Origin of the sequence: Pedobacter sp., assembly GCF_965249885.1 — a bacterium.
Classification (GTDB): Bacteria; Bacteroidota; Bacteroidia; order Sphingobacteriales; family Sphingobacteriaceae; genus Pedobacter.
In genome coordinates this window covers 3,235,352-3,260,732 of sequence record NZ_OZ252254.1, presented here as the reverse complement: position 1 = coordinate 3,260,732, position 25,381 = coordinate 3,235,352, and the positions used below count along the sequence as shown (strand labels likewise).

The 25,381-nt window shown below is 37.2% G+C and carries 21 protein-coding genes; 17 read left to right on the top strand and 4 right to left on the bottom strand.

What is annotated here, in order from left to right; translation table 11 throughout:
* Positions 1-954, top strand: coding sequence for a lipid A deacylase LpxR family protein (locus ACY2A0_RS13860; protein WP_461790071.1), 954 nt, complete (start codon positions 1-3; stop codon positions 952-954).
* A gap of 5 nt (positions 955-959) precedes the next feature.
* Positions 960-1,487: a L,D-transpeptidase family protein gene (locus ACY2A0_RS13855; RefSeq protein WP_461790070.1), complete on the top strand. Its 528-nt coding sequence runs from the start codon at positions 960-962 to the stop codon at positions 1,485-1,487.
* 62 nt (positions 1,488-1,549) lie between these two features.
* On the opposite strand, the gene arfB is transcribed toward ACY2A0_RS13855, so the two are convergent.
* On the bottom strand, positions 1,550-1,960 hold the full coding sequence (arfB, locus tag ACY2A0_RS13850; protein ID WP_461790069.1) for an alternative ribosome rescue aminoacyl-tRNA hydrolase ArfB: 411 nt from the start codon (positions 1,958-1,960) through the stop codon (positions 1,550-1,552).
* A 58-nt stretch (positions 1,961-2,018) separates the two neighbouring features.
* Between arfB and cmk the strand changes: the two genes are divergently transcribed.
* The 5 genes from cmk to ACY2A0_RS13825 all read left to right on the top strand — a co-directional run bounded on the left by cmk (position 2,019) and on the right by ACY2A0_RS13825 (position 9,468).
* Entirely contained in the window at positions 2,019-2,705 is a 687-nt protein-coding gene (cmk, locus tag ACY2A0_RS13845) for a (d)CMP kinase (protein ID WP_461790068.1), read from the top strand.
* Positions 2,706-2,749: 44 nt separating this feature from the next.
* Positions 2,750-3,568, top strand: coding sequence for a 3-keto-disaccharide hydrolase (locus ACY2A0_RS13840; RefSeq protein WP_461790067.1), 819 nt, complete (start codon positions 2,750-2,752; stop codon positions 3,566-3,568).
* Entirely contained in the window at positions 3,561-4,034 is a 474-nt protein-coding gene (locus ACY2A0_RS13835) for a hypothetical protein (protein ID WP_461790066.1), read from the top strand. Before ACY2A0_RS13840 ends, ACY2A0_RS13835 begins: the two co-directional genes overlap by 8 nt.
* 1,103 nt (positions 4,035-5,137) lie before the next feature.
* Entirely contained in the window at positions 5,138-7,063 is a 1,926-nt protein-coding gene (rpsA, locus tag ACY2A0_RS13830) for a 30S ribosomal protein S1 (protein WP_461791579.1), read from the top strand.
* 734 nt (positions 7,064-7,797) lie between these two features.
* Complete coding sequence (locus tag ACY2A0_RS13825; protein ID WP_461790064.1) at positions 7,798-9,468, top strand: beta-N-acetylhexosaminidase; 1,671 nt, start codon at positions 7,798-7,800, stop codon at positions 9,466-9,468.
* Positions 9,469-9,553: 85 nt separating this feature from the next.
* Here the strand turns inward: ACY2A0_RS13825 and ACY2A0_RS13820 are convergent, their stop codons facing one another.
* A complete protein-coding gene (locus tag ACY2A0_RS13820; RefSeq protein WP_461790063.1) occupies positions 9,554-10,471 on the bottom strand; it encodes an AraC family transcriptional regulator in 918 nt (305 codons plus the stop codon).
* A gap of 169 nt (positions 10,472-10,640) precedes the next feature.
* On the opposite strand from ACY2A0_RS13820, the gene ACY2A0_RS13815 reads away from it, so the two are divergent.
* The 3 genes from ACY2A0_RS13815 to ACY2A0_RS13805 all read left to right on the top strand — a co-directional run bounded on the left by ACY2A0_RS13815 (position 10,641) and on the right by ACY2A0_RS13805 (position 12,927).
* On the top strand, positions 10,641-12,146 hold the full coding sequence (locus tag ACY2A0_RS13815; protein WP_461791578.1) for an aldehyde dehydrogenase family protein: 1,506 nt from the start codon (positions 10,641-10,643) through the stop codon (positions 12,144-12,146).
* Between the two features lie 89 nt (positions 12,147-12,235).
* Positions 12,236-12,610 carry a DUF779 domain-containing protein gene (locus ACY2A0_RS13810; protein ID WP_461790061.1) on the top strand — a complete coding sequence of 125 codons (375 nt, stop codon included), beginning with the start codon at positions 12,236-12,238 and terminating at the stop codon, positions 12,608-12,610.
* 116 nt (positions 12,611-12,726) lie between these two features.
* Positions 12,727-12,927: a hypothetical protein gene (locus tag ACY2A0_RS13805; protein ID WP_461790060.1), complete on the top strand. Its 201-nt coding sequence runs from the start codon at positions 12,727-12,729 to the stop codon at positions 12,925-12,927.
* A gap of 42 nt (positions 12,928-12,969) precedes the next feature.
* Here ACY2A0_RS13805 and ACY2A0_RS13800 read toward each other — a convergent pair whose 3' ends face one another.
* Complete coding sequence (locus ACY2A0_RS13800; protein ID WP_461790059.1) at positions 12,970-15,036, bottom strand: M48 family metalloprotease; 2,067 nt, start codon at positions 15,034-15,036, stop codon at positions 12,970-12,972.
* 62 nt (positions 15,037-15,098) lie between these two features.
* The gene (locus tag ACY2A0_RS13795; RefSeq protein ID WP_461791577.1) at positions 15,099-15,500 is read right to left on the bottom strand and encodes a thiol-disulfide oxidoreductase DCC family protein; all 402 of its coding nucleotides are present in this window, start codon (positions 15,498-15,500) and stop codon (positions 15,099-15,101) included.
* A 137-nt stretch (positions 15,501-15,637) separates the two neighbouring features.
* Between ACY2A0_RS13795 and ACY2A0_RS13790 the strand changes: the two genes are divergently transcribed.
* The 7 genes from ACY2A0_RS13790 to ACY2A0_RS13760 all read left to right on the top strand — a co-directional run bounded on the left by ACY2A0_RS13790 (position 15,638) and on the right by ACY2A0_RS13760 (position 25,380).
* Complete coding sequence (locus tag ACY2A0_RS13790; protein ID WP_461790057.1) at positions 15,638-16,462, top strand: aminotransferase class IV; 825 nt, start codon at positions 15,638-15,640, stop codon at positions 16,460-16,462.
* Positions 16,463-16,919: 457 nt separating this feature from the next.
* The gene (pyrR, locus tag ACY2A0_RS13785) at positions 16,920-17,480 is read left to right on the top strand and encodes a bifunctional pyr operon transcriptional regulator/uracil phosphoribosyltransferase PyrR (RefSeq protein ID WP_461790056.1); all 561 of its coding nucleotides are present in this window, start codon (positions 16,920-16,922) and stop codon (positions 17,478-17,480) included.
* Positions 17,481-17,543: 63 nt separating this feature from the next.
* Entirely contained in the window at positions 17,544-18,479 is a 936-nt protein-coding gene (locus ACY2A0_RS13780; protein ID WP_461790055.1) for an aspartate carbamoyltransferase catalytic subunit, read from the top strand.
* A gap of 2 nt (positions 18,480-18,481) precedes the next feature.
* The gene (locus tag ACY2A0_RS13775) at positions 18,482-18,793 is read left to right on the top strand and encodes a hypothetical protein (RefSeq protein ID WP_461790054.1); all 312 of its coding nucleotides are present in this window, start codon (positions 18,482-18,484) and stop codon (positions 18,791-18,793) included.
* A 233-nt stretch (positions 18,794-19,026) separates the two neighbouring features.
* Positions 19,027-22,038: a tetratricopeptide repeat protein gene (locus ACY2A0_RS13770; RefSeq protein ID WP_461790053.1), complete on the top strand. Its 3,012-nt coding sequence runs from the start codon at positions 19,027-19,029 to the stop codon at positions 22,036-22,038.
* Positions 22,039-22,049: 11 nt separating this feature from the next.
* The gene (locus tag ACY2A0_RS13765; RefSeq protein ID WP_461790052.1) at positions 22,050-23,747 is read left to right on the top strand and encodes a TonB-dependent receptor; all 1,698 of its coding nucleotides are present in this window, start codon (positions 22,050-22,052) and stop codon (positions 23,745-23,747) included.
* Between the two features lie 31 nt (positions 23,748-23,778).
* Positions 23,779-25,380 (top strand): hypothetical protein, encoded by a 1,602-nt coding sequence (locus ACY2A0_RS13760; RefSeq protein WP_461790051.1) that lies wholly within the window; start codon positions 23,779-23,781, stop codon positions 25,378-25,380.
* Position 25,381: the final 1 nt, after the last annotated feature.

Below are 25,381 nucleotides of genomic sequence, written 5' to 3'. Positions count from 1 at the left end.
ATGTATAAAAAACTCGTTCTGGCTACGCTTGCCATTCTAGCTACTTATTATGGTTCTTATGCGCAGGAGTACAAGAACGAGTTCGGTTTTAAAAGCGACAACGATGCCTACCTTTGGTATGGTCAAGATCGATATTACACGAATGGCTTGTTTGTTTACTTTAGGCATGCACTTGATCAGCAGAAACTGAAAGGAGCACTGGAGAAAGTGACTTACGAAATATCAGCCGGACAAAAGATGTACAATCCAATTTCCGGCTACCGTCCAAATCCAGCTACCCACGATAGACCTTTCGCAGGTTATTTGTATGGTGGCCTTCAAGCCAATTTTTTCTACAAAAAAGAAAGTTTATTTAAAGTAGGCTTGCAACTTGGAACTATAGGTCCTGACGCTTTAGGTCAAGAGGCCCAAGACTTATTGCATAGTATTGTAGGATTTTACAAAGTTCAAGGCTGGGAATACCAAATATCCAATGATTTTGCAGCAAACACTAATTTACAGTTTGCCAAACTGTTGCATAGAGATGCTACTAAAAGTTTAGACTTTACTTTGGATAGCTATGCAAATATCGGCACGACTTATAGCGGTGCAGGCATTGGTGTAGTGTTTAGAGCTGGAGATTTGAATCAGCTTTTTAATTCTATACATTACAACGCAAGTATTGCCAATAAAAGTAGAACTGAGAAATTTAAGAAAAAAGAGTTTTATTTTTATACAAAACCACAGCTCAATTACGTGGCCTATGATGCAACTGTTCAAGGAAGTCTATTTAACAACAATAGTCCAATTACTTTTGGAGTAAAGCCTTTAGTTTTTTCGCAAACGTTGGGCTTCAATTACAGTTCGCCGCGTTTCACAATAGATTATAGTTTGATATTTTTATCTAAGGAAATTAAAAGTACGGCAAAGGCGCATCAGTACGGTAGTATATCTATGTATTATCGCTTTAACTAAAAGTGATGAAGAGGTTCTTCGCCATTGTACCTTTTATCTTTTTTGCCACGATTGCAGTTGCATTAATTTACAATTTTTGGCCCGAAACCAGGTTAGCTAAACAGGTCAAAATAGATTATCTTTTAGTGGACAAATCACATAAGACGATGAAAGCCTATAGTGGCAAAAACCTAATCAAAACGTATCAGATTTCTGTTGGGAAAAACCCAACCGGGCACAAGGTTTTTGAAGGCGACAATAAAACCCCGGAAGGCATTTATTTTATTAATGATAGAAATCCAAAAAGTGGATACCATAAAAATTTAGGTGTATCCTATCCAAATGAAACGGATAAAACTGTGGCCAAAAAATTGGGTAAAAGTCCGGGTGGCGATATTAAAATACATGGACTACCTAACGGCGCTTTTGCGTTGCTCAACAAGTTTCACAGATTTTTCGGAACTACAAATGGTTGTATCATGGTTACTAATGCAGAGGTTGATGAACTTTATCAGGCGGTGATTCCCAACGCAAAAATCGAGATTAGACCATAAGAAAATATGAGTTCCGCTTTAATGCGTCATTGCGAGGTACGAAGCAATGACCAAAACACCTCTTAATCAAAACTCGGCTTTCTTCTACCCTCTTTTTTTAATGCATTGGCAGCCTTATTTGCCAAACGTTTCTCCTTAACAAATTTTGGAACTTTAGTTGCCTTTCGAACTTTTTGAACTTGCAAAGCTGTTTTTAAGAGCGAGACAAGTTTGATCACAGCACGTTGTTTGTTCAATAGTTGACTTCTATCCTCTTGTGAAATAACATGCAGTAAACCTTCGCTATCAAGTCTTGTTGCCAGCTTTTCTTTTAAACGAGACTTTTCCTCTTCAGTGAAAAAATAGGCATCATCAATATTAAATATAAGCTCTACCTTGCTAGAAACCTTATTTACATTCTGTCCTCCCTTGCCGCCGCTTCTAGACGTTTTAAAAATTACTATTTTAAGTATTTCAGCTGATTCGGGCAACATAAGACAAATGTAGTTTTAATTTGATTAAGTAAATAGAACTGTGCTATCTTTGCCAAATATGAGAAAAAATTTGGTAGTGGCCATCGACGGTTACTCATCGTGCGGGAAAAGTACTTTAGCAAAAGCTCTGGCAAAAAAACTAGGTTTTATTTATATCGATAGTGGAGCCATGTACCGAGCCGTTACCCTTTATTTCTTAAGAAATCAGATTGACTTAACGGATCATAATGCTATTGTTGATGCGTTAAACCATATCGAGCTTAATTTCCACTCCAGAGATTACCAATCACACATTACGTTAAACGGCGAAGAAGTTTCGGACGAAATCAGGCTTATGCCGGTTTCAGAAGCGGTTAGTCCTGTTTCTGCCATCAAAGAAGTGCGGAAGGAAATGGTGAAACAACAGCAGCGAATGGGAAAATCTAAAAACATCGTGATGGATGGCCGTGATATTGGTACTGCAGTATTCCCAGATGCGCAGGTGAAATTTTTCATGACTGCCGACCCTAAGATTAGAGCGGAAAGAAGATTCAAAGAAATGCAAGCCAAAGGTGATGAAACCGTTACGTTGGAAGAAGTTTTCGAAAATTTAGCACACCGCGACTATGCAGACACCACGAGAGAGGAAAGTCCGCTTACCCGTGCCGATGATGCAATAGTACTAGACAATACAGATATCACAGAAGAGGAGCAATTGGCTTTTGCTTTGGAAAAAGTTCAATCTTTTTTACCGGTGACAGCTTAGTTTATTAGCTCATTTTATACTATCTTTCCAATTGAATTTATAGTATGAAAAAGCTTCTCACTTTACTCCTATTAACAAGCTCGTTTTACGGATTTGCCCAAAATGGCTGGATCAATCTTTTTAATGGCAAGGATTTAAAAGATTGGAACATTAAAATTGCCAAACATAATTATCAGGAGAATTTCGGCAGCACATTCTATGTAAAAGATGGTGTACTGAAAGTAAAGTATGATGAATACACCAATTTTGATCAGCAATACGGGCACCTATTTTACAAAAAGCCTTTTTCATCTTATTTATTGAGGATTGAATATCGTTTTATTGGTGAACAAGCTAGAGGTGGTGAAGGTTGGGCATTGAGAAATAGTGGTGCTATGCTCCATTGTCAAGACCCAGCTACAATGCTGAAGGATCAGGATTTTCCGATTTCCATAGAAGGACAGTTACTTGGCGGCAATGGAAAAGATGAACGTCCAACCGGCAATGTTTGCACACCTGGAACTACCATTGAAATTAAAGAAAACTTATTTACGCCACATTGCTTAAACAGCAGCTCTAAAACCTATCACGGGGAGCAATGGGTCACGGCGGAGTTCTTGGTATTGGGAGATTCGGTGATTAAGCACATTATTAATGGTGATACTGTTTTAACTTACACCCATCCTAAAATTGGCGGCGGCAATGTTTCTAACTTCGACCCAAAGATCAAAGAAGATGGTAAACGCCTAACCAGCGGATACATCGCGTTGCAAAGCGAAAGCCATCCTATTGAATTTAGAGTAGTAAAACTTTTTGATTTACAACCTTATGTCGGTGATCGAAGGAAATTAGGGAAGGTTTTGAAGCGTTTAAGCAATGATTGATTTTCAGATAGTGCTAAAGGCGATCGGAATTATTGCTGTTGTATTGCTCATATTTTTAAGCTACAAAAGTAAAGACCGGCAAATTTTAAAGCAGCTTGCGTTCATCCGTAAAAAATATGCTGAAGATATCATTGCTGAAAAATACAATGTAAAATGTAGTAGCTTCGTTTCTGGAATGAAGAACTACAGATTGCAATTTAAAAAGTGTGATCTGATTTTCCTGAAAAATGCTTTAGTGATTATTAGTTTCAGACAAGTTCTTTCAAGAAAATTGTATAGCAATTTATTTTTTATTGAGCAGAATATTGTATTAGGAGTTGGACCAATCAAAAGTTTCAACGCGAATTCATTTAATGGCGAAGTTTATATCGAATTTGGCGAATCAAGCTTCAATAGCACAAACGTATGCTTGCACTTAAAGCATCTTACTGATGAGGAAAAAAAACTGATACCGCTATCGAGCTAGTGTTCAATGCAATTTTGTAGTGTAATAGATTGGTTTTCCTTTGCAAGAGCGTTTAAACTTTATCAATATCATCATGCACATAGTTAACCGCAACCCGATAGAAGCGGAAATACTTTTTGTGATTAATTTGTAAGTTTAAACTTTGTCAATCTTAACTAAACAGGTTTTATAAAAGATTGACAAAGTGGATGCAAAACTCTCTGCGATCTTTGAGAAAACTTCAAAAAAACTTTGCGGTAAGAATTAATCGCAAAGGAAAACAAAGACCACGCTAAGAACGCAAAGAAAATAGACTTCATGAAAAATACAGGTTGTGTTTTGCAAAAATTTAGGTTGATTAAACGCTAAAACGGAGGAATACTTTTTGTTTAAGCTGCAAAATAGTGCAATCAGGCGTTCGAGAACTGCAATCACATATTTCTAATTAAACTTTGTCAATCTTAACTAAACAGGTTTATAAAAGATTGACAAAGTGGATGCGCAACTCTTTCTGTTCTTTCCAAAAAACTCCAAAAAATTTTGCGGCAAAAATTAACCGCAAAGGAAAACAAAGACCACGCTAAGGACACAAAGGAAATATGCTTATAAAAAATATAAGATAATTTTTTGCACTTTATAAAAGATTGACAAAGTGAATGCACAACTCTTCGCGTTCTTTGCGAAAGCTTCAAAAAAACTTTGCGGTAAGAATTAACCGCAAAGGAAACAAAGACCACGCTAAGGACGCAAAGAAAATAGACTTCATGAAAAATACAGATTGTGTTTTGCAAAAATTTAAGTTAATTAAACCCGATAGAAGCGAATCCCATTTTTATAGGGATAAAGCGGATAGCGGGGCTGATTTTGCGATATGATACAAACGTTCTTTTCCAAAAAAATAAATTTACGACAACTATAGTGAGTTTAAAAGATCATATCTGACAATATATCTATCGCAAGCTCAGGATGACAAATCGCATATGTAAAGGCACACAGATAAAAACTGCAAAACTAAAATTCAACCCGTTAAATATCAGCAACATTTATTTTAAAATAGTTTTGTTTTTTTAATATAATCCGTACCTTTGCCGTCCCTAAACAGGGAAAAAGGAGATAATTAATTAATGGCAAAAAAACAAGTTGCAGAAAAAGAACTAAAGGCTAAAGAAGCCGAATTGCAAGGTGCAGACGCCCGTTTGAACCAAAAAGAAACTATCGAGTCAGAAGCTGATTCGGTATCGATCGAACAGATCAAATCACAATTAGCAACCCCTTCAGCAGATTTTGATTGGGACGCAGATGACAAAGTTTTCGGAAATTACAACGACGAGGACCGTAAAAAGTTCGAAGCAATGTATTCTGATACTTTCAACCAAATCAACCAAGGTGAGATCATCTCTGGTACGGTTGTATCAATGAACAACAAAGACGTAGTGTTAAACGTAGGTTTCAAATCTGACGGTTTAGTATCAGCTTCTGAGTTCCGTGATCTTCCTGATTTGAAAATTGGCGATAAAGTGGACGTGTTTGTAGAAGCACCTGAAGATGCTAATGGCCAGTTAATTTTATCTCGTAAGAGAGCTAAAACCCAACGTTCTTGGGAACTTATCAACGAAGCGCTTGATAACGATACAATCATCAATGGTTTTGTTAAAAGCCGTACTAAAGGTGGTCTTATCGTTGATATCATGGGTGTTGAGGCCTTCTTACCTGGTTCTCAAATCGACATCAAACCAATCCGTGATTACGACGTTTACGTAGGTAAAACTATGGAATTCAAAGTGGTTAAAATTAACCATGAGTTCAAAAATGTGGTAGTATCTCACAAAGTATTGATTGAGGACGATTTAGAGTCACAAAAAGTAGAAATCGTTTCTAAATTAGAAAAAGGACAAGTACTTGAAGGTACTGTTAAAAATATCACTGATTTCGGTGTATTCATCGATCTTGGTGGCGTAGATGGCTTATTGCACATCACTGATATTTCTTGGGGCCGCATAGAGCATCCGAAAGAAGTATTGGCTTTAGACCAAAAAATCAATGTGGTTGTTTTAGACTTTGACGATGAGAAAAAACGTATCGCTTTAGGCTTAAAACAATTAACTGCACATCCTTGGGAAAACTTAGATACAACTATTCAAGTTGGCTCTAAAGTAAAAGGTAAAATTGTAACTGTTGCAGATTACGGTGCATTCCTTGAAATCATCCCTGGTGTTGAAGGTTTAATCCACGTTTCAGAAATGAGCTGGTCGCAAAACTTACGTTCACCTCAAGAATTCTTGAAAGTTGGTGACGAAATCGAAGCTGAAGTTTTAACTTTAGACCGCGATGAGCGCAAAATGAGCTTGGGCATCAAACAATTGACTCAAGATCCATGGCAAAATGTTGCTGAGAAATATCCAGTTGGAAGCAAACACCAAGCTGTTGTTAAAAACATGACTAACTTCGGTGTATTTGTTGAAATTGAAGAAGGAATTGATGGATTGATCCACATTTCTGATCTTTCTTGGAGCAAAAAAGTTAACCACCCTAACGAGTTTACCAAAGTTGGTGATACTTTAGATGTAGTTGTTTTAGAACTTGATGTTGACAACCGCAAATTATCTTTAGGTCACAAACAATTGGAAGAAAACCCTTGGGATACTTTCGAAACTATCTTCACTTTAGATTCAATCCACCAAGGTACTGTAATCAAAGTAACTGACAAAGGCGCTGTAATTGCATTACCTTACGGAGTTGAAGGTTTTGTTCCAACAAAACACATGGCTAAAGAAGATGGTACTACTTTGAAAGCTGAAGAAACAGCTGATTTCAAAATTATCGAGTTTAACAAAGATGCTAAACGTATCGTAGTTTCACACGCTCGTATTTGGGAAGAAGCTAAAGCTGAAGCTGCTAACGAGGAAAAAGCTACTAAGAAAAAAGAAGCTAAAGCTGCTAGCAATGCAGTGAAAAAAGTGAAAGATTCAGTAGAGAAATCAACATTAGGTGATCTTGATGTGTTAGCTCAATTGAAATCTCAAATGGAAAGCAACGAGAAAAAAGGTTAATCCTTAATTCTTATTCCAAATATTTTAGGTCCCGGTAACGCAAGTTATCGGGATTTTTTGTTCATTACAGTTTCATCGATTGCTGTAATTTTGATTAACCATATAAGGCATGTAAGTTCATTGAAGTTTTGCTTAGTCTAGTACTCATTAAGAAGTAGATTTTATCGATTGATGATTTTGATTAACCATATAAGGCATGTAAGTTCATTGAAGTTTTGCTTAGTCTAGTACTCATTAAGAAGTAGATTTTGTCGATTGATGATTTTGATTAGCCATATAAGGCATGTAAGTTCATTGATGTTTTGCTTAGCCTAGTACTCATTACGAAGTAGATTTTATCGATTGATGATTTTGATTACCATATAAGGCATTTAAGTTCATTGAAGTTTTGCTTAGCCTAGTACTCATTACGAAGTAGATTTTATCGATTGATTTTGATTATCATATAAGGCATGTAAGTTCATTGAAGTTTTCCCATATGGAATGACAGTTCTATTTAATTCTTCGTTGAGAAGGAAATTTTCTATTGACTGTTATATTTTTTTTTAGATTTTTATTATAGATGCTTATAGAATTCCTAAACTTACTTTTACTTGTATGTCTTATATGGTTAAAAATAATACTACTGAAAATTGAAAGCTAACGGCAATCGGTAAAGCGCAAAAAACAGCACAAAAACTCAAAAACATTCAATCATATTGTTGTGAGATAGCAAATAAGTCTTATTTTTGATTATGAAAAAACTGGTATTGCTTGCTTTAATAAGCGTGAGAACTTTCTCCTTAAATGCTCAGGTAAACATCATCCCCAAACCTGTAGCTGTAACTGTGGGCAGCAACAACGCCGTATTTACTATTAGCACAGAAACCAAAATCGTCATCCAAAACGATTCACTTCAAAATGCAGCAGTTTATTTCAACAGGTATTTAGAACAATATCTACAATACAAACTTACCGTCACCAAAAATAAACCGCTAAAAAACTATATCACACTTAGTGTCGATTCTAAAATAAATCCAAATACAGACGCCTACATTTTAAACACTTCACAAAATGGCATCACTATAGTCGGCAAATCAGCAAAGGCAGTATTTTATGGCATACAATCTTTGATACAACTACTTCCTTCCGAAAAAGCAAGCACCTTACCTATTGCAGAAGTAGCCATTACAGATTACCCACGTTTCGATTACCGCGGCATGCACTTAGATGTGAGCAGACATTTCTTCGATGTTACATTTATAAAGCAGTACATAGACTACCTGGCCCTGCACAAAATGAACTATTTCCATTGGCACTTAACTGATGACCACGGATGGAGAATTGAAATCAAAAAATATCCGAAGCTAACCGAAATTGGCGCTTGGCGAAATGGAAGCATCATCGGTTTGTGGCCAGGAAAAGGTAACGAGAACATCAAATATCAGGTATTACCTAACGATGTAAAAATAACACCTGCTGACGCCACCATAAAAACAGATGGTGTAAGGCATGGAGGTTTCTACACACAAGATGAGGTTAAAGAGGTTATCAAATATGCGGCTGACCGATACATCACCGTTATCCCAGAAATTGAAATGCCCGCACATAGCATGGCAGCATTGGCAGCTTACCCAGAATTTGGCACCAATCCAAAAAGCGGTTACAAAGTTGCCGAAACTTGGGGAATGATGAACAAATACAACAATGTTTTTCAGCCTACAGAAAAAACGTTTGGCTTCTTAGAAGATGTGTTGACAGAGGTAATGGCCTTATTTCCATCGCAATACATCCATATAGGTGGCGACGAAGCTTCAAAAATTTGGTGGAGGCAGTCGGCAGAAACGCAACAAATCATGAAGGAGAAAGAGATCAAGGATGAAGTGGCGTTGCAAAGTTATTTCATCAACAGAATTGAAAAATTCGTGAACAGCAAAGGAAAAACCATTATTGGTTGGGACGAAATATTAGACGGTGGTTTAGCTCCCAATGCTATTGTGATGAGCTGGCGTGGCGAAAAAGGGGGCATTGCAGCAGCTAAGGTAAAGCAAAAGGTAGTGATGTCGCCAGAGGAAAAGCTGTACCTAAACCATAAACAATTTATGAGCGATGACAGCCTAGCTGCCAACAAGTATCTCCCACTAGAAACTGTTTACAACTATGAGCCTGTACCTGCAGAGTTGAATGCCGAACAGGCCAAATACATTTGGGGTGCACAAGGTAATTTATGGTCGGAGTATATTGCCAATCCAGCTAAAGTGCAGTACATGATTTTCCCACGTATGGACGCCTTAAGCGAAATTCAATGGTCGCAAAAGGGACAAAAAAATTATGCTGACTTTTTGATGAGGTTGAAAGCTCAGTTTAAACGTTATGATTTGATGGGAATTACTTATAGTAAGCGATATTTAACCGCAAACCCCTAGAAAGGCATCGCAGTAAGTTATAATAGTTAGCCACAGATGCAAAGATTTATCCATACAGGTAATCAGCATCTGTGGTTGTTTAAAACTACGCCAACCTCATCATACCCTGCGACTGGAATGCACCAGGCGTAATACCGACAATCTTTTTAAAAGCCCTGATGAAATAATTGGCATCACTGAAGCCTAGCTCGTAGCTTATAGCCGATATTTTCATTCCCGGTTTAAGCAACATTTCTTTTGCTTTCTTCATCTTCTCTGCGAGGATAAAATCATTTGGACTAATGCCAAGTTCCCTTTTAAATAACCGATAAAAGGTAGCCTTACTCATACAAGCCTTATTGCTTAAACTATCTATCGTGATTTTTTCATTGAGGTTGTTTTTGATGTAGCCAATGACGTAGGCAAGTGGATTATTATTGATCGAATCGCCTTGCAGCAGGTTGAGGTTTTGAGTTTGCATAATGCGAACCAATAATTCTTTTAGCGTCAAATCGGCCAATACATCTTTCTCTCTAGACGTATCGGAGCAAACCTTTATAACTTTGTTGATCAAGTATGCAATCTCTTCGTTGTTATAGAAATGATACTCATCGTAATTTAACTTCCACTCGTCATCATTGCTCTCTTTAGGAAAATATTCATTTAAATACTTAATGGTCTGTCTAATTTGCCCATTGTCGATGGCCAAAGCAATGCACTGCGTAGGGTTCATATCCGTTGCTTCAGGAAAATCAATGCGCATCGTTTCCGACGGCGGCACGATTACGGTTTCACCAGGCAAATACTCAAACTCCTTCTTTTCGTTCAAGTGCATTACCTTTTTACCACGCAACATGCTTGTAATTACAAAATCATTAAAAGTTAGGGGCACTTTGTAAGATTCCTTGTAGGTTTCAAACACGCTCAGTTCACATCTTTCCAAAGTATAAGATGTTCTATTTTCTACCAGCGTTTGCAGTTTCGATTCGCTGCTAAGCTTTACTAAATCAAGTTTATAGCTCATATTCGTAGGCTTTGGTTAATAACGTAACGTACACGACTATTGTTAAGTAAATATAGTATTATTTCAAATCTATTACATTGCTTGAAACAATAGTGCTATCAGTTGAAACTATTTTACTACTCCTTTCCTTTAGAGCTTCATAGGTTTGCTATAACCAAATTTTTAAATCATGGAACAAATAGCAAAAAGACCTGAGTTTAAAACTCATTACAACAACTATATCAACGGCCAATTTGTAGCGCCGGTAAATGGAAAGTACTTTGACAATATTTCACCAATTGATGGTAAGCCTTTCACAAAGGCAGCACATTCCAGTCCGGAAGACTTAGAGTTAGCCGTCAATGCCGCAGCAGAGGCATTTAAAACTTGGAGTAAAACCTCTGCCACAGAACGCAGCATTATTCTCAATAAAATTGCACAGCGTATCGAGGATAACTTAGAGTATCTCGCGACAGTAGAAACCATCGATAATGGAAAGGCAATCCGCGAAACACTTAATGCAGATTTACCTCTTGGTGTGGATCACTTTAGGTATTTCGCCTCCGTAATTAGAGCCGAAGAAGGTTCTCATACCGAGCTTGATGAGCACACCGTTTCACTAATTGTTCACGAACCAATTGGTGTGGTAGCGCAAATTATTCCTTGGAATTTCCCATTATTGATGGGCATTTGGAAACTAGCCCCTGCCCTAGCCGCCGGCAACACGGTGGTGTTAAAACCAGCCGAAAGCACACCTACTTCTATCATGGTATTAATGGAGCTCATCGGCGATTTGTTACCAGCTGGAGTTGTTAACGTAGTCAACGGATTTGGAGCAGAATTGGGTAGGCATCTAGTAACCAATCCAAAAGTAGCAAAGGCGGCTTTTACAGGCTCAACACCAACTGGCAGATTGGTGATGCAGTATGCTACAGAAAACATCATCCCAGTTACTTTAGAACTCGGCGGAAAATCGCCTAATATATTTTTCAAATCTGTAATGGATGAGGACGATGCGTTTTTAGACAAAGCTATTGAAGGTGCGGTACTATTTGCATTGAACCAAGGTGAAATTTGCACTTGTCCATCTAGGCTATTGGTGCAGGAAGATATTTACGATAAATTTATTGCAAAAGTAATTGAGCGAACAAATGCCATTAAGGTTGGCAGTCCACTAGATCAAACCGTGATGATGGGCGCACAGGCTTCGAAAATTCAGTTTGAGAAAATCAAATCTTATATTGAACTGGGCAAACAAGAAGGTGCGGAAGTATTGGCTGGCGGCGAAGTAAATCAGTTGGAAGGTGAGCTTAGCGGCGGTTACTACATTAAACCAACCATCTTTAAAGGCCATAACAAAATGCGCATTTTCCAAGAGGAAATTTTCGGTCCGGTATTGGCCGTTACAACATTTAAAACAGTGGAAGAAGCAATTGAAATAGCTAACGACACCTTGTACGGATTAGGTGCTGGCGTTTGGACAAGAGATGCACACGAACTTTACCAAGTACCTCGGGCAATCCAAGCTGGGCGTGTATGGGTAAACCAATATCATGCTTACCCGGCTGGTGCTCCCTTTGGCGGTTATAAGCAATCTGGTGTGGGCCGAGAAAACCATAAAATGATGTTAGGGCATTATCGCCAAACTAAAAACATGTTGATCTCGTACAATAAAAACAAATTGGGATTCTTCTAATCAACTGCCATCATTTAAAATTTTTAATTGGGAATAGGGCGCTATTATAGCCAAATTCCCAATTGATCAACTAAATAAAGGAGAGTGAAATGGTAAAAAGATTGGATAGCACTGAAAGCGCAAAAGAACTCATCAAACAGCTAAAAGAACAACATGGCGAGTTAATGTTTTATCAAGCCGGTGGATGTTGTGAAGGTACACAGCCACAATGCTTTCACAAAGGAGGGTTTTATGTAAGGATGAATGACGTTTGCATCGGATCTGTTGAAGATTGTGAATTTTGGGTAGACAAAGATCTATTCGAATACTGGAAATATGCACATTTTACCCTTGATGTTTTAGATGGATTTGGTGTCGGTGGATTTTCATTGGAAACACCATTGGGTAAAACTTTTAAAATACACTACCGGTTGTTTTCGCAAGCGGAACTGAACGACTTAGAACCCATTACTACTGCAAAATAATTCATAGTTTATATTTTGGTTTGATTTAACCAGCTGGCCAAAAGCTAGCTGGTTTTTTATTAAACTTTATCCGCATCTCAGTTAAAAATGCAATATTTGAGCTCAAATGAATAACCATGGTTCGTAAAATCATTGCATTTTTAGTAAGTATAATCGCTATTTGGGCTATTAAGGAAAGCATCTATATCTTCACCACAAACGATGTTGATATTTCCGCTAAGCGAGATCAATTGAAGTTAGCTAGCTTAAGTATATCCATACCACTAACGATAATCGCCATTTGGCTATGGAGACCTAAACCGAAACAGGATATCTAAAAAATTTAATTAAGAAACCTTTCTGATTCCATTTTGAATCGACTAACGTGAGGGCTGCATTGTCGACAATTGTAAACTTTCCATTTCTTCTAAAAGTTTTTTCTTATGGTAAAGGAACAACTGGTTTAGCAAATCCTGGTAAGCATTTAGCGCATAAAACAATATATCAAGTTCGGCATCAACATAGCTATCAACATTGAAATATAAATGTTTTTCCTTTTCTAAATAGGAAAGTATCTTTTGCTTGGTATCTGGGCTTACTTCCTCCGCTTCCGATAACGACAATAAAGCTCTCATTTTCGCCTTCAGCTCCAATTCCGTACCAGAAAAATCTCTAAAATTTGCTTCTATCTCAGCAAATGGCGTAGTATATTGTATAAATTGAGTTTGAGCAATTGCTTTTGAGTAAATAGCCACCGCTTCATCGTAGGTATGATCAATTTGAATGAAGGCTTCGTACTTTTCCTTAAATAAGTTAGGACGCTCCGTAGAAGGCATGAAACTGAAGTACGCATAGATGTCCTTGTCATTAGCTTCAATAGCAGCTTTAGTCTCTATCAGCTCCTTTTCCAGTATTGGCAACAATTCATAGATATCATTTTTTTGGTATTTAACACCATCATACTCAAACGACTTTATATCTATCTCACCTGACTGGATCTGTTGTAGCGTATTGATATCGGCAGCGATAGAAAATGAACGGTACAATAGCTCAACTTTACCGGCATCGTATAACAAACTGAAATTTTTCTGATCAGCGCAATCAGGCATCGTCTCTATTTTTATTGGATGATGATGATCATAATATCCGTTAAAAACTTTCGGAAGAGGTTTTGCCTTAAAGTTGGCAAGATAATCCGATTTAAACTCATCAAACGTATCGGCTGTCACTTTGGCTTTATAAGTTACGTTGGCAAACAACAAATCAGTTACAACGGCCTGCAGCTTCTCAATGTTTGAAAATAACGTAGTAGCAGGTTGGCCATCGTCTTCGCCTAGTGGATATTGTCCGGACATCACTGCATTAATTCTATCTTCCGTACTTGGGTGACTAGCCCACTGATTTTTAATGACTAACTTGGATTTGTTGTATCGGTACAGGTCATCCGTTGTAACATTGGGCAATCCATCTACGAACTGCATGTTAGCATCCTCCGCTTGCGTGTTCATTACGAATCGATGTTGAGGATAGATATTGACTGGCTTAATATTCTGATCAATTTTACCCTCATAGTAACGAATGGTATTGTCATATGAGTTATTTGCCAAATCCAGCCTCATCATTGAAGTAGTGAACGGCTTAGTTCCCATAATATTCACTGCAATCGCATCAGCATGAAACTCCATCTCCCTCGATAGTTTCAAATGCTGGAGGTTTACAACATTATAAAGTTTTCTTAAAATCCACTGAATTCCTTCTATAATTTTAATACCCAACGACACAAAAAAAGAAAAGTAATTACTTATGCCGGCGAACCAGTTAATAAGGCGTCCATAACTTTCATTATCATACAACATGTTGTAGATAATTTGATTAACGGTATAAACATAACTTCCCACTTTCATAGTGCGCTGCGAAAAGTGGCCAAACTCATGTGCTAAAATTGCTTTTAATTCGTTTTTTGAAACACTATTTACCAATGCCATACCTATTTGTAGGTTCTTTCTAATTGGAAAAATCATGCTCAAAAAAGTGGAATCGTAAAACACCGAAGCATTCACTTCATGAGAAATGTATATTTTCTTCGGAAAATCAGTTTCCACCTGCCGTACAATTTCGTTAATAGACTGATAAAGCAGTGGAGCATCTGCCTCCTTAATTTCAATCAAGTGAGACCTATCAATTTTATGGCGTTTAAAAATGAACTTCACCAGAAAAACAACTACAATTAGTCCCATGCCAATTAAGCCTAACCCCAATACAAGTGTTAGCCAATGCACTTTTATACTAATAAGTAAAACACCTAAAAAACCACAAAGCACCGCCAAGCCAACAGCAAGAATCAAAAGTATGAGGTATGAGATTATAAAAAATATAATCGCGTAAATTGCTTTTCGAGCCGCCTTTTTAAATTCTTGGCTCGTTAAATTTTCCGAAAGTTTTTTCATAGAAAGAGCTTAGTAAGTTTGGTATTGTAAATAAAATAAATAGTTACAAAACTTACAAGTTTTCAATCTAAAAAGCGATTTTTCAAATCTGGAGTAGGGATCCAGCAAGTTTCTTGCTTACCAAACCATTTGTATCGGTTACGAGCAACAAACCTATAAACGGCATTTCGAATAAATGGAGGAATAACGATAAAAATATAAAGCAAAGGCCAAAGACCTCCCAATTTTTTGGCGACTCTTAGGGCCGCAGTGGATTGCTCAAATACCTTTCCGTTTTCAACAAGTACAAAACTATCCCCCTTCTTTACTTTCAGCGTCAACTCAGCCAACGTTGCTTTAGCGAAATCACTTTGCAGGGCGGAAAACTTGAAATATTTTTCTTTATCATGCGTGATAACGAATTGTACAGCACCATTACACAAATTACAAACGCCATCAAAAAATATAACTGCCTGCGCCATCATCCTACGCAAATTAAAAAAAGTATTTAACAAATGAGTAGAATGTAACCGAGCATTTCTATGTTATTTTTTTAATTTTAAACTTTGATTTTAGCGGTCCTTCAACAAATTTTTGCACTCTACATACTTAAATTACAGCAATGGAAAATAAATACACTTACGTTAATGGCCAAATTGTTTTAGATCAAGAAGCTAATTTACTAGTTAGTGACCTGGCTATACAACGTGGCTATGGCATATTTGATTTTTTAAAAACAGTAAATGGCAGAGCTATTTTTATTGAGGACTATTTTAATAGATTCTACAATTCAGCTAAGGAAATGAATTTAGAAATAGAGTTAGATCGAAATGAGCTTCATCAGGCTGTAAATTCACTACTACAAAAAAACAACATCCCAAACTCAGGTTTAAAAATAATACTAACGGGTGGTTATTCTGAAGATGGCTATCAAATTGCAAAGCCCAATTTAGTAATTGTTCAAACTCCTTTTACTTACGATGAGGCTAGCTTTAATAACGGCTTAAAGTTGCTGTCGCACAACTATCAGCGTCAGCTATCCTCGGTGAAAACCATTGATTATTTACAGGCAATTCGCCTACAACCGATTTTAAAACTTAAACAAGCCGATGATTTAATATATCATCACAACGGACAAGTTAGGGAATGTCCAAGAGCAAATATCTTTATAGTAAAGAACCGTGAAGTTATAACTCCAAAAACTGATATTTTAAGAGGGATTACACGCAGCAAAATATTATCAATCCAACTGGAGGATATTACCATTACGGAACGGGATTTTTCTTTGGATGATTTGATTCAGGCCGACGAAGCATTTATTAGCAGTTCAACTAAGAACATATTACCGATAATCAATCTGGATGGCAAACCGATAGGAAATGGCCAACCAGGAAAAATCACCACCGCTTTGAATAAACAACTGATGGCGATGATTAACAATTATTAGAAAATCACAGCCTAAGCTACTAGCTACGTTAGTCCCGCCAATCGCTTTACTTCTCCCAATTGCATTGGGCTACGTGCTCGCTTTTGTCGGGTTTAGGTGGCTAGTGCTGTGCACAGGTTTAAGTTAAATAAACCCGATAGCAGCGAAAATACTTTTTGTTCTTATTCCTTCTATCATCCCGAACTCCGAGGAATCTATATTACATACCGCTCTGAATTAATATTATTCACTGCCGAACAAAAAGATTGCAGCGTATAGCGGGACTGACAAGAATTTTAGCAGATCATTTCTTTTCCAAATTTTGAATGAATTGAGACGTTCTCTTTTAACGGTTTAACTTGACAGTTAAATAGTTAATCAATCAACCATTTAAACATCATTTAAAACATTCCAAATTTCCGGCATTTCAACTTTTCAACCTTAAAACATTTAACTATATTTGCGCAATCAAAGTGCAATGCAAAAGAGAACTCTACTCAGCGGCCAAAAACTTCAAATCACAATTAAGCGACTTTGTCACCAGCTTATTGAGAACCATACCGATTTTAGTAATACTGTTTTAATTGGCATACAGCCAAGGGGAACTTTTTTTGCCGATCGTGTTCATCAAGAATTAGCTGCCATTTTAAAAACAGATACGATAAAAAAAGGGCATCTAGACATCACCTTTTTTAGAGATGACTTTAGACGTAAAGACGGCCTAGTTACCGCTAGCAGCAATACCATTGATTTCGTTATTGAAGGTAAACAGGTGATATTAATTGATGATGTACTTTGGACTGGACGCACCATTAGGGCAGCTATGGATGCACTCCTAGCCTATGGTAGACCGGAAAGCATGGAGCTGATGGTATTGATTGACCGTAGATTCTCTAGACACTTACCTATCGAAGCTAACTACATTGGAATGAGGGTAGACTCTGTTGACTCACAAAAGGTCAAAGTTAGCTGGAAAGAGAACGAAGCAGAAGATAAAGTAATTTTATTATCAGAACCCTCTTCGCCAAAACGACCATAATTACACGAGGTCAAGCGGGGTGGATCTGCAATTAACAACATAAAATAGATAAAAGGCAGTAAAATGGCAGCAGATAAACTATCAACCCGACATCTTTTAGGGATCAAAGACATCAACCTGAACGATATTGAATTGATTTTTGAAACTGCTGACAACTTCAAAGATGTAATTAACAGGCCTATTAAAAAAGTGCCGTCATTAAGAGACATTACCATCGCCAATATCTTTTTCGAAAATTCTACACGTACCAAACTTTCATTTGAGCTTGCCGAAAAAAGGCTTTCAGCAGATGTTGTTAACTTTGCCGCATCTTCATCATCAGTAAGTAAAGGAGAAACCTTAATTGATACCGTAAACAACATTTTGGCGATGAAAGTGGACATGGTTGTGATGCGTCATCCGTATGCGGGAGCAGGTCAATTCTTAAGTAAGCACATCAACGCACAAATTGTAAATGCCGGAGATGGAGCGCATGAACATCCAACGCAAGCCTTACTTGATGCGTTTTCCATTAGAGAAAAACTGGGCGATGTTAGGGGGAAAAAAGTGGTTATAGTTGGTGATATTTTACATTCTAGGGTTGCCATCTCAAACATTTTGTGCTTACAAAAATTAGGTGCCGAAGTAATGGTTTGTGGACCAACCACGCTTATTCCGAAACACATTGCAGCGCTAGGTGTTAAAGTAGAACACAATCTAATAAAAGCGTTGAACTGGTGTGACGTGGCGAATATGTTGCGCATCCAATTAGAACGCATGGACATTAAGTATTTCGCAACGGGCAGGGAATACTCTATGATGTATGGATTAAATAAGCAGATACTTGACAACTTGGACAAAGAAATTGTGGTAATGCATCCCGGTCCAATTAATCGTGGGGTAGAAATTACGAGCGATGTAGCTGATAGTAAGCAATCAATCATACTGAATCAAGTTGAAAATGGTGTAGCTATCAGAATGGCGGTATTGTATCTCTTAGCAAGCCAGAAAGACAGTTAAACATGAATGCTCAAGAGGAAAAATTCGTTAATTATTGGACAGAAAGACGGAAAATCTGGAGCTGGAAAACACATGCAAAAAAAATGTTCCTCAATGTGGTGCTGCCTCTTGCCATATTGATCGATTTAGTCAACTATTTCATTATCGGTGATACTGCTTATGCTTTTTTTACTTTCACACACTTATTCAGCGTAGCATTAAATATTCTTGTACTTGCAATTCTAATCATCTTAGGTACTGGCTTTGCCAGTTGGAATTACAATGAAAGCAAGTACTGGGGTATTCTTAGAAAAAACAATAGAAAGCTGCAGTAATTAGCTTATCTTTAGCTCGACAGCATCACTGTTAAAAACTTTTATACGTCTATACCAAGCTCATACTCATTTCGTTAAATGTGTGTTATCAACAGATGTTAATTTCTTATGTTGATAGCTAAGTTCAATAACTCTATTTTAGTATCAACCCAAATTAAAGTTAGTGCAAAACGGCAGTAATTTGGATTGCTTTTTAAAAGCTATAATAAAGCTACTTAACAGAAAATACACAAATGAAAAAAAGATACTTATTGGTTCCCCTACTTTTGGCCAATAGCTACGGATTTGCACAAATGAGTCCGTTGGTAAAGTTGAACCAAAATTACCAAAGCGGCTTAGAATTGCTGCATAACGAGAAATTTGTGGCAGCTGCGCAACAGTTTAAGATGGTAGAACAATACCGTAATAAAACTAGCACCCAGCAACTCAGCAACGCTGAACTATCCACACTTAAGGAAAATGCTAAATTTTATGCAGCAGTTTGTGCCATCGAATTAGGAAATGATGATGCCGAAGCACTCTTCCAAGAATTTATCAGAGAATATCCCTTAAATCCAAATACCAAACTAGCTTACTTTTACATGGGTAAAGCCTACTTTGGACAAAAAAACTATGTAAAAGCTTTAGAATGGTTCAACCAAGCTGATCCATCTTCGTTATCAGGTAAGCAAAGGTTAGAATACCAGTTTAAACAAGGCTACGCCTATTTCGAACAAAATAACATCGAAAAGGCAGAACCATTATTTGAAGCCGTTAAAAAAGTAGAATCGCCATTTCAGGAAAGTGCTACCTACTATTTCGCATACATCAACTATTTAAATAGAGAATACAAAACTGCGTTAGCAAATTTCGAAAAGCTAAAAGGCTCCCCTACCTACGAAGCTAGCTATCCCTACTACATTACTTCGATGTATTACCTGGATGAGCGTTATGATGATGTAATTGATTACGCTATTCCGGTGATGGAAAAAACCAAGCAAAAATATGAGGCAGAAATGCTAAGCTTGGTAGCAGCTTCTTATTTTGCCAAATCTGAATTCAAAAGTGCAGAAAAGTATTTCAGTCTTTATTATGACAAAGACAAAAACCAGATCAAAAACAATTTATTTATCTACCAATATGGTTATGCCTTGTATCAGAATGGGAAGTACAAAGAGTCGGTAACCATTCTTGAAAAATTAAACACAGATGATGTTTACTTGCAAAATGGTATGTTCACGCTAGCTAAATCAGCTATTAAATTAAACCAAAAAGAAAAAGCAAGAAACGCATTTTTCCGTGCCTCCAGATTAGATTTTGACAAGGTAATGCAAGAGGAAGCTTGGATTAACTATGCAAAGTTAAGTTATGAACTAGAATTTAATCAACAAGCGCTGGAATCAACTCAAAACTTCCTTAAAACGTTTCCAAACTCTAAAAAGATTAATGAGGCAAAAACATTGCTTGGAGAAATTTTGCTAACCAGTAAAAATTATCAAGCGGCCATTGATATTTTGGAGCCTATACCCAACAAAACGCCAGAGGCTAAAGCCGCTTATCAAAAGGTAACCTATTTCAGAGGGTTAGAATTTTATAATGAACGAGCATTTCCTAACGCCTTATCTATGTTTTTAAGGTCTGGCAATTTTCCAGAGGACGGCGAGATTTATGCACTGAGCATTTACTGGAAAGGCGAAGCCGCTTATGAGCTACGTAAATATGGCGAGGCGGTGAAAACATTTGAGACTTTCTTAGCATTACCTGAAGCTAAAAAAACAGAAGTTTACAATTATGCGAATTACGCACTAGGTTATGCCGCCTTCGAGGATGAAAAATATGCGAAATCGGCAACTTATTTTGAAAGGTTTTTAAGGGGTAACGATAAAGATGCTAAAACGGTAAACGACGCTACTTTACGTTTAGCCGACGCTTACTTCGTAAACAAAAATTACGGTGATGCGCTAACCTATTATAATCGGATCATTGCAAATAGACAAACTGGAGAAGATTATGCGCTTTTCCAACGAGGAATGATTCAAGGCTTGCAAAAACAAGATGATGCAAAAATTGCGACGATGCAAAGTTTGCTGCAACAGTTCCCTAATTCCAACTACTCAGATGATGCTGGTTTTGAGATGGCTTACACTTACTTCAATAAAGGTGAGCTAGAAAAATCTAAAACTGATTTGGTAGGCTTGGTAGCAAAATATCCTCGCAGTAGCTACGTGCCAAAAGCATTAATGACTATCGGGCTTGTACAGTACAATCAGGACCAGGATGATGCTGCGCTTGAATCTTTCAAAAAAGTTATCAGAGATTACCCAAGCGCACCGGAAGCGAAGCAGTCGTTAGAATCAATTAAAAACATTTATGTTGATCGCGGTGACGCAAATGGTTTTATCAGCTATGCTGCCACAACGCCTCTAGGAAATTATTCTTTAAGCGAACAAGATAACATCATGTTCCAAGCGGCAAATAATATTTATTTAAGGGGAGATGCTAAAGGCGCCTATGAGGCAATCAATGCTTACCTAGATAAATTTCCAAAACCGATTCACGATAAGGAAGCCAAGTTCATCAGAGCCGAATCTCTAGTAAAACTTGGTCGCTCTTCAGAAGCGATTCAAGATTATGACTACATCCTAAATGACTGGACCAGTGAATATACCGAAAGATCGCTAATGAGTGTATCTAAAGTATTAATGGACGAAAAAAAATACAACGAAGCGATCGTTTACCTAAAACGTTTGGAAACTACAGCGGATTATAAGGCACATTACAGTTATGCCATCAACAATTTAATTAAAGCATACACTGCACTTAACATGCCTGATGATATTTTGAAGTATTCTGAAATCATTAAATCATCGGAAAAATCGTCAGAGGAAGAAAAAAACAGCTCTGATTTATATGCTGGCAAAGCATTTCTGCTAAAAGCTGATACTACGGCAGCAGTAAAATCATTCAATAAAGTGGTAGCTGCAACTAAAACTTTGGCTGCTGCAGAGGCTAAATACAACATTGCTGCCTTACAATATGCCAAAGGCGATTATAAAATGTCTCAAAAAACCTGTTTCGATTTAATTAATAATATGCCTTCCTATGATTATTGGGTGGCTAAATCTTTTATTCTTTTAGCTGATAACTATTTGGCATTGAAAGATAAAATGCAAGCTAAAAGTACGCTGTTGAGTATCATCGACAATTACGAGGGGAATGATGACATTGTCCCTACAGCAAAAGAAAAATTAGCGAAAATTAACTAAGAACATCAACAATGAGATTAATAAAAACCACATATTTTACGCTTTTATTTGCTACTGGTACATTCGCGTTGCAAGCACAAGAAGTGAAACCTCCTGAAAAAACTGTTAGTGAGGAAATTGAGATTATAAGACCGTACAAGCCAGTTTTGGCTGAAGCCGTTAAATTGAGAAGAAGTCCGGATTTGGACAACATCAAAACTTACAAAGCAAAGTTTAACTATCAATTAAGCGATAGAAAGCTGGAGCTAAATACAGATATCCAAAAACTACAAGCCCAAAAGGTTGCTGATGAACGCAAAGCGGAATTATTCAACAACTATGTAAAAGGTGGCATTGGAAATTTAGGAACATTTTTAGCCGAAGCCTATGTTGGCATGGGTCAAGATCCAGCTTTGCAGGCAGGTGCTTTTTTCAGGCATTTCGGTCAGCAGGGCAAACTGAATAAGCAGAACGAAAACAAGCAACAACTCAGCGTATTTGCACGCAGCATTGGTGAAACGGCTACACTTAATGGGAAGGTAAATTACCAGCGCCATGGCTTGTACTTTTATGGCATTAATAACGACCAGCCAGCACTAAATCCTGATCCAGAACGACAGTTGCTTAACTTCTTCGAACTAGAAGGGGAAGCCATCAGTAAGTTCACACCGGATCCAGATGCTTTCAGCTATGCTGCAAAAGTAAACGGCTATTTGTTCAACGACAGATTTAGTGCAAAGGAAAGTGCATTGACTTTAACTGGATATTTGAACAAGAGAATAAGCAAGTTTAATTTGGGATTGGCCACTTCCGCTGAACTTGGTAAAACCAAAGACCTGAATACCGACATTTCTAATAATTTGTTTAAGGTTAACCCCTATGTAAAACTGCAGGCTGGCGGCGTTAAAATTGTTGCGGGCGCTAATTTGGTGCAAGAGTTCGGCACAAAGTCAAGTACCAGAATTTTTCCGGTGGTAACCGCAGATTTTACATTGATACCTGATTTTTTACAAGTTTTCGGAGAGGTTAAAGGTGATGTAAACAGAAACACCTTAAAAGACTTAACGGATGAAAATCCATTTTTAAACAACAACATCACAATTAAAAACAGCGTAGAGAATTTGAGCATTAGTGCTGGTATTAAAGGCACCGGAGGACCAGGATTTGGCTATAAAGCTAGAGTTTACAGCAGAGAGGTTACAGATATGGCACTGTTCGTAAACAATTTTAACGCATTTAATAAGTTTGACGTAATTTACGATTTCGGCAAAACAAAAATACTTGGCCTAGAGGGTGAATTGAGCGTACAAGTTAGCGATAATCTAAAATGGACTGGAAAGCTTAACATGGAGAACTATAAAGCTGGCGCAGAACAAGAAAGTTATTTCAAACCCCAGCTTCGATTAAGCTCCAACTTTAGCTTTGTAATCGACAAAAAATTCACTTTTGACGCTGCAGTCGCTATCCAAGATGATAGTAAAGCAAAGGTATTTTTGGCTAATCCTTTAAATCCAGATGGGAATTACCCTCCAGTGCCTGATTTCGAAAAAGAGCGTGTCGTGAACGTTAAAGGATTTGTAGACCTAGGCGTTGGGGGAACTTACAAAATCAACAATAAATTTTCTGCTTTTGCTAAAGCAAATAATATCTTAAACACCAATTACAGTAAATTTTTATACTATCGTCTGAATGGATTTAATATCTTTGGCGGCTTAACCTATTCGTTTTAAAAGGTTAATTTTTATATTTAATTTTACCCAAATGGATATAGTACAATACCTCATAGAGCTTTTAAAAACCCGCAAACAAGTTGGGATTGAAGGCTTGGGTACATTATATAAAAAGAAAATCCCTGGACGGTATGATGCTGAAACGCATTCGTTTTTACCGCCCAGCTACGATTTAAATTTTACTCAAGATATATTGGAAGAATATAACTTGGTAGAATTTATCCATGGTAAAAGAGGCATTTCACCAGATGCTGCAAAGTACTTTATCAGTCAATTTGTTGCAGATGTGCTTAAAAAGCTGGAAACTGGCGAGTTCCAGCTTGAAAATTTAGGGAAACTTGAAAAAAACGAAGATGGTTCAATCACTTTTTATCAAAATGAAGGAATTGAAACTGGATTCGAATTTTTTGCGCTGCCTTCAGTAGTTGCTGAGGTTAATCAAGAAATTGAAGAGAACGACACTACCGAACAAAAGGAAGATACTTCTCTTCACATGGAACAACCTGAGCAGCCGATTGACGTTAATACTGAAGTAACTGAACCTGAAATAGAGCAAGTTCAAGTACCTGAATTTGAGCAGGAGATGAAAATGGTACCTGCTGAAGAGGAAGAAATTACTGATCCGGAGGAAATAGAATCAGTTGTTGAAAAAGACGAATCAACACTTTTAACTACACAAGTAATTGAAGAAGATAAATTTGACGAAGAGGATGATAACAATACAATTGATCAAACTGAAAATCAACTAAAGGAACTTGAAATTAAGGACACGGAGCCTGAAGAAGAAGAAGTTTTCGAGGAAATTAATGAATTAGATTTCAAATCATTTAAAGCTACTGGTGATGTAGATGAAAAAGAGAATTGGGACTTCGACGGCGATAATGTAATAGTTGAAGAAGATACCCAAGAGGAAAAATTTGATACGGCCGAGGTCCATAATGACATAAGCCCCGTGACAAATCACAATAATGATGCTATTAAACTCACCTCTACCACTAAAGATTGGGATTTTGACGCAGTTCGCGACTATCGTGATGAACAACAAAGTGAAGGAGATCAAGAGTTTGACAGTACTACAACTGATGATAACGAAATTGAGGAAAAAACAAAAACTCCGCTATACCTTAAATTAGCGATTGCGTTGCTCATCATAGTTTTAGCAGCTACAGCGATTTATTTTTTTAAACCTGAGCTATTCTCCAGTTTTTCGAAAAACGATACTGATCCTGATCAAAAAATCGCAATTCCTATAGAACCAAATAACTTGAAAAATCAGCAAGATTCATTAAGCTTTGCTGATAGCATAATGAAAAGCGCCGAAAAAGCTGGATTAAAGGTAGAACCTGCAAAAGATACGCTTGCAGTTACTACAACTAAAACTGAGGTTGCTCCAAAAGTCACCTACGATATTATTTCCGCTGCATTTGCAAAAGAATCGGAAGTACAAGAGTACATTGCTTATATGAAAAGCAAAGGCTTTGAAGCCAAGGTAGCCAACATGCCAGGTAAAATCTATAAAAAAATCAGTATAGCATCTTACAACAATATAGATTCTGCTGAAAAAAACGTTACAAGACTACGTAAGCAGCTTAAAAACCAAAAAATCTACGTACAAAAAATCAAAAACAATTAAC

What these genes read in the sequence shown, in the direction of transcription:
- ACY2A0_RS13860 (WP_461790071.1), top strand. Translation starts at nt 1, where the DNA reads ATGTATAAAAAACTCGTTCTGGCTACGCTTGCCATTCTAGCTACTTAT.
- ACY2A0_RS13855 (WP_461790070.1), top strand. Translation starts at nt 960, where the DNA reads ATGAAGAGGTTCTTCGCCATTGTACCTTTTATCTTTTTTGCCACGATT.
- arfB (WP_461790069.1), bottom strand. Translation starts at nt 1,960, where the DNA reads ATGTTGCCCGAATCAGCTGAAATACTTAAAATAGTAATTTTTAAAACG.
- cmk (WP_461790068.1), top strand. Translation starts at nt 2,019, where the DNA reads ATGAGAAAAAATTTGGTAGTGGCCATCGACGGTTACTCATCGTGCGGG.
- ACY2A0_RS13840 (WP_461790067.1), top strand. Translation starts at nt 2,750, where the DNA reads ATGAAAAAGCTTCTCACTTTACTCCTATTAACAAGCTCGTTTTACGGA.
- ACY2A0_RS13835 (WP_461790066.1), top strand. Translation starts at nt 3,561, where the DNA reads ATGATTGATTTTCAGATAGTGCTAAAGGCGATCGGAATTATTGCTGTT.
- rpsA (WP_461791579.1), top strand. Translation starts at nt 5,138, where the DNA reads ATGGCAAAAAAACAAGTTGCAGAAAAAGAACTAAAGGCTAAAGAAGCC.
- ACY2A0_RS13825 (WP_461790064.1), top strand. Translation starts at nt 7,798, where the DNA reads ATGAAAAAACTGGTATTGCTTGCTTTAATAAGCGTGAGAACTTTCTCC.
- ACY2A0_RS13820 (WP_461790063.1), bottom strand. Translation starts at nt 10,471, where the DNA reads ATGAGCTATAAACTTGATTTAGTAAAGCTTAGCAGCGAATCGAAACTG.
- ACY2A0_RS13815 (WP_461791578.1), top strand. Translation starts at nt 10,641, where the DNA reads ATGGAACAAATAGCAAAAAGACCTGAGTTTAAAACTCATTACAACAAC.
- ACY2A0_RS13810 (WP_461790061.1), top strand. Translation starts at nt 12,236, where the DNA reads ATGGTAAAAAGATTGGATAGCACTGAAAGCGCAAAAGAACTCATCAAA.
- ACY2A0_RS13805 (WP_461790060.1), top strand. Translation starts at nt 12,727, where the DNA reads ATGGTTCGTAAAATCATTGCATTTTTAGTAAGTATAATCGCTATTTGG.
- ACY2A0_RS13800 (WP_461790059.1), bottom strand. Translation starts at nt 15,036, where the DNA reads ATGAAAAAACTTTCGGAAAATTTAACGAGCCAAGAATTTAAAAAGGCG.
- ACY2A0_RS13795 (WP_461791577.1), bottom strand. Translation starts at nt 15,500, where the DNA reads ATGATGGCGCAGGCAGTTATATTTTTTGATGGCGTTTGTAATTTGTGT.
- ACY2A0_RS13790 (WP_461790057.1), top strand. Translation starts at nt 15,638, where the DNA reads ATGGAAAATAAATACACTTACGTTAATGGCCAAATTGTTTTAGATCAA.
- pyrR (WP_461790056.1), top strand. Translation starts at nt 16,920, where the DNA reads ATGCAAAAGAGAACTCTACTCAGCGGCCAAAAACTTCAAATCACAATT.
- ACY2A0_RS13780 (WP_461790055.1), top strand. Translation starts at nt 17,544, where the DNA reads ATGGCAGCAGATAAACTATCAACCCGACATCTTTTAGGGATCAAAGAC.
- ACY2A0_RS13775 (WP_461790054.1), top strand. Translation starts at nt 18,482, where the DNA reads ATGAATGCTCAAGAGGAAAAATTCGTTAATTATTGGACAGAAAGACGG.
- ACY2A0_RS13770 (WP_461790053.1), top strand. Translation starts at nt 19,027, where the DNA reads ATGAAAAAAAGATACTTATTGGTTCCCCTACTTTTGGCCAATAGCTAC.
- ACY2A0_RS13765 (WP_461790052.1), top strand. Translation starts at nt 22,050, where the DNA reads ATGAGATTAATAAAAACCACATATTTTACGCTTTTATTTGCTACTGGT.
- ACY2A0_RS13760 (WP_461790051.1), top strand. Translation starts at nt 23,779, where the DNA reads ATGGATATAGTACAATACCTCATAGAGCTTTTAAAAACCCGCAAACAA.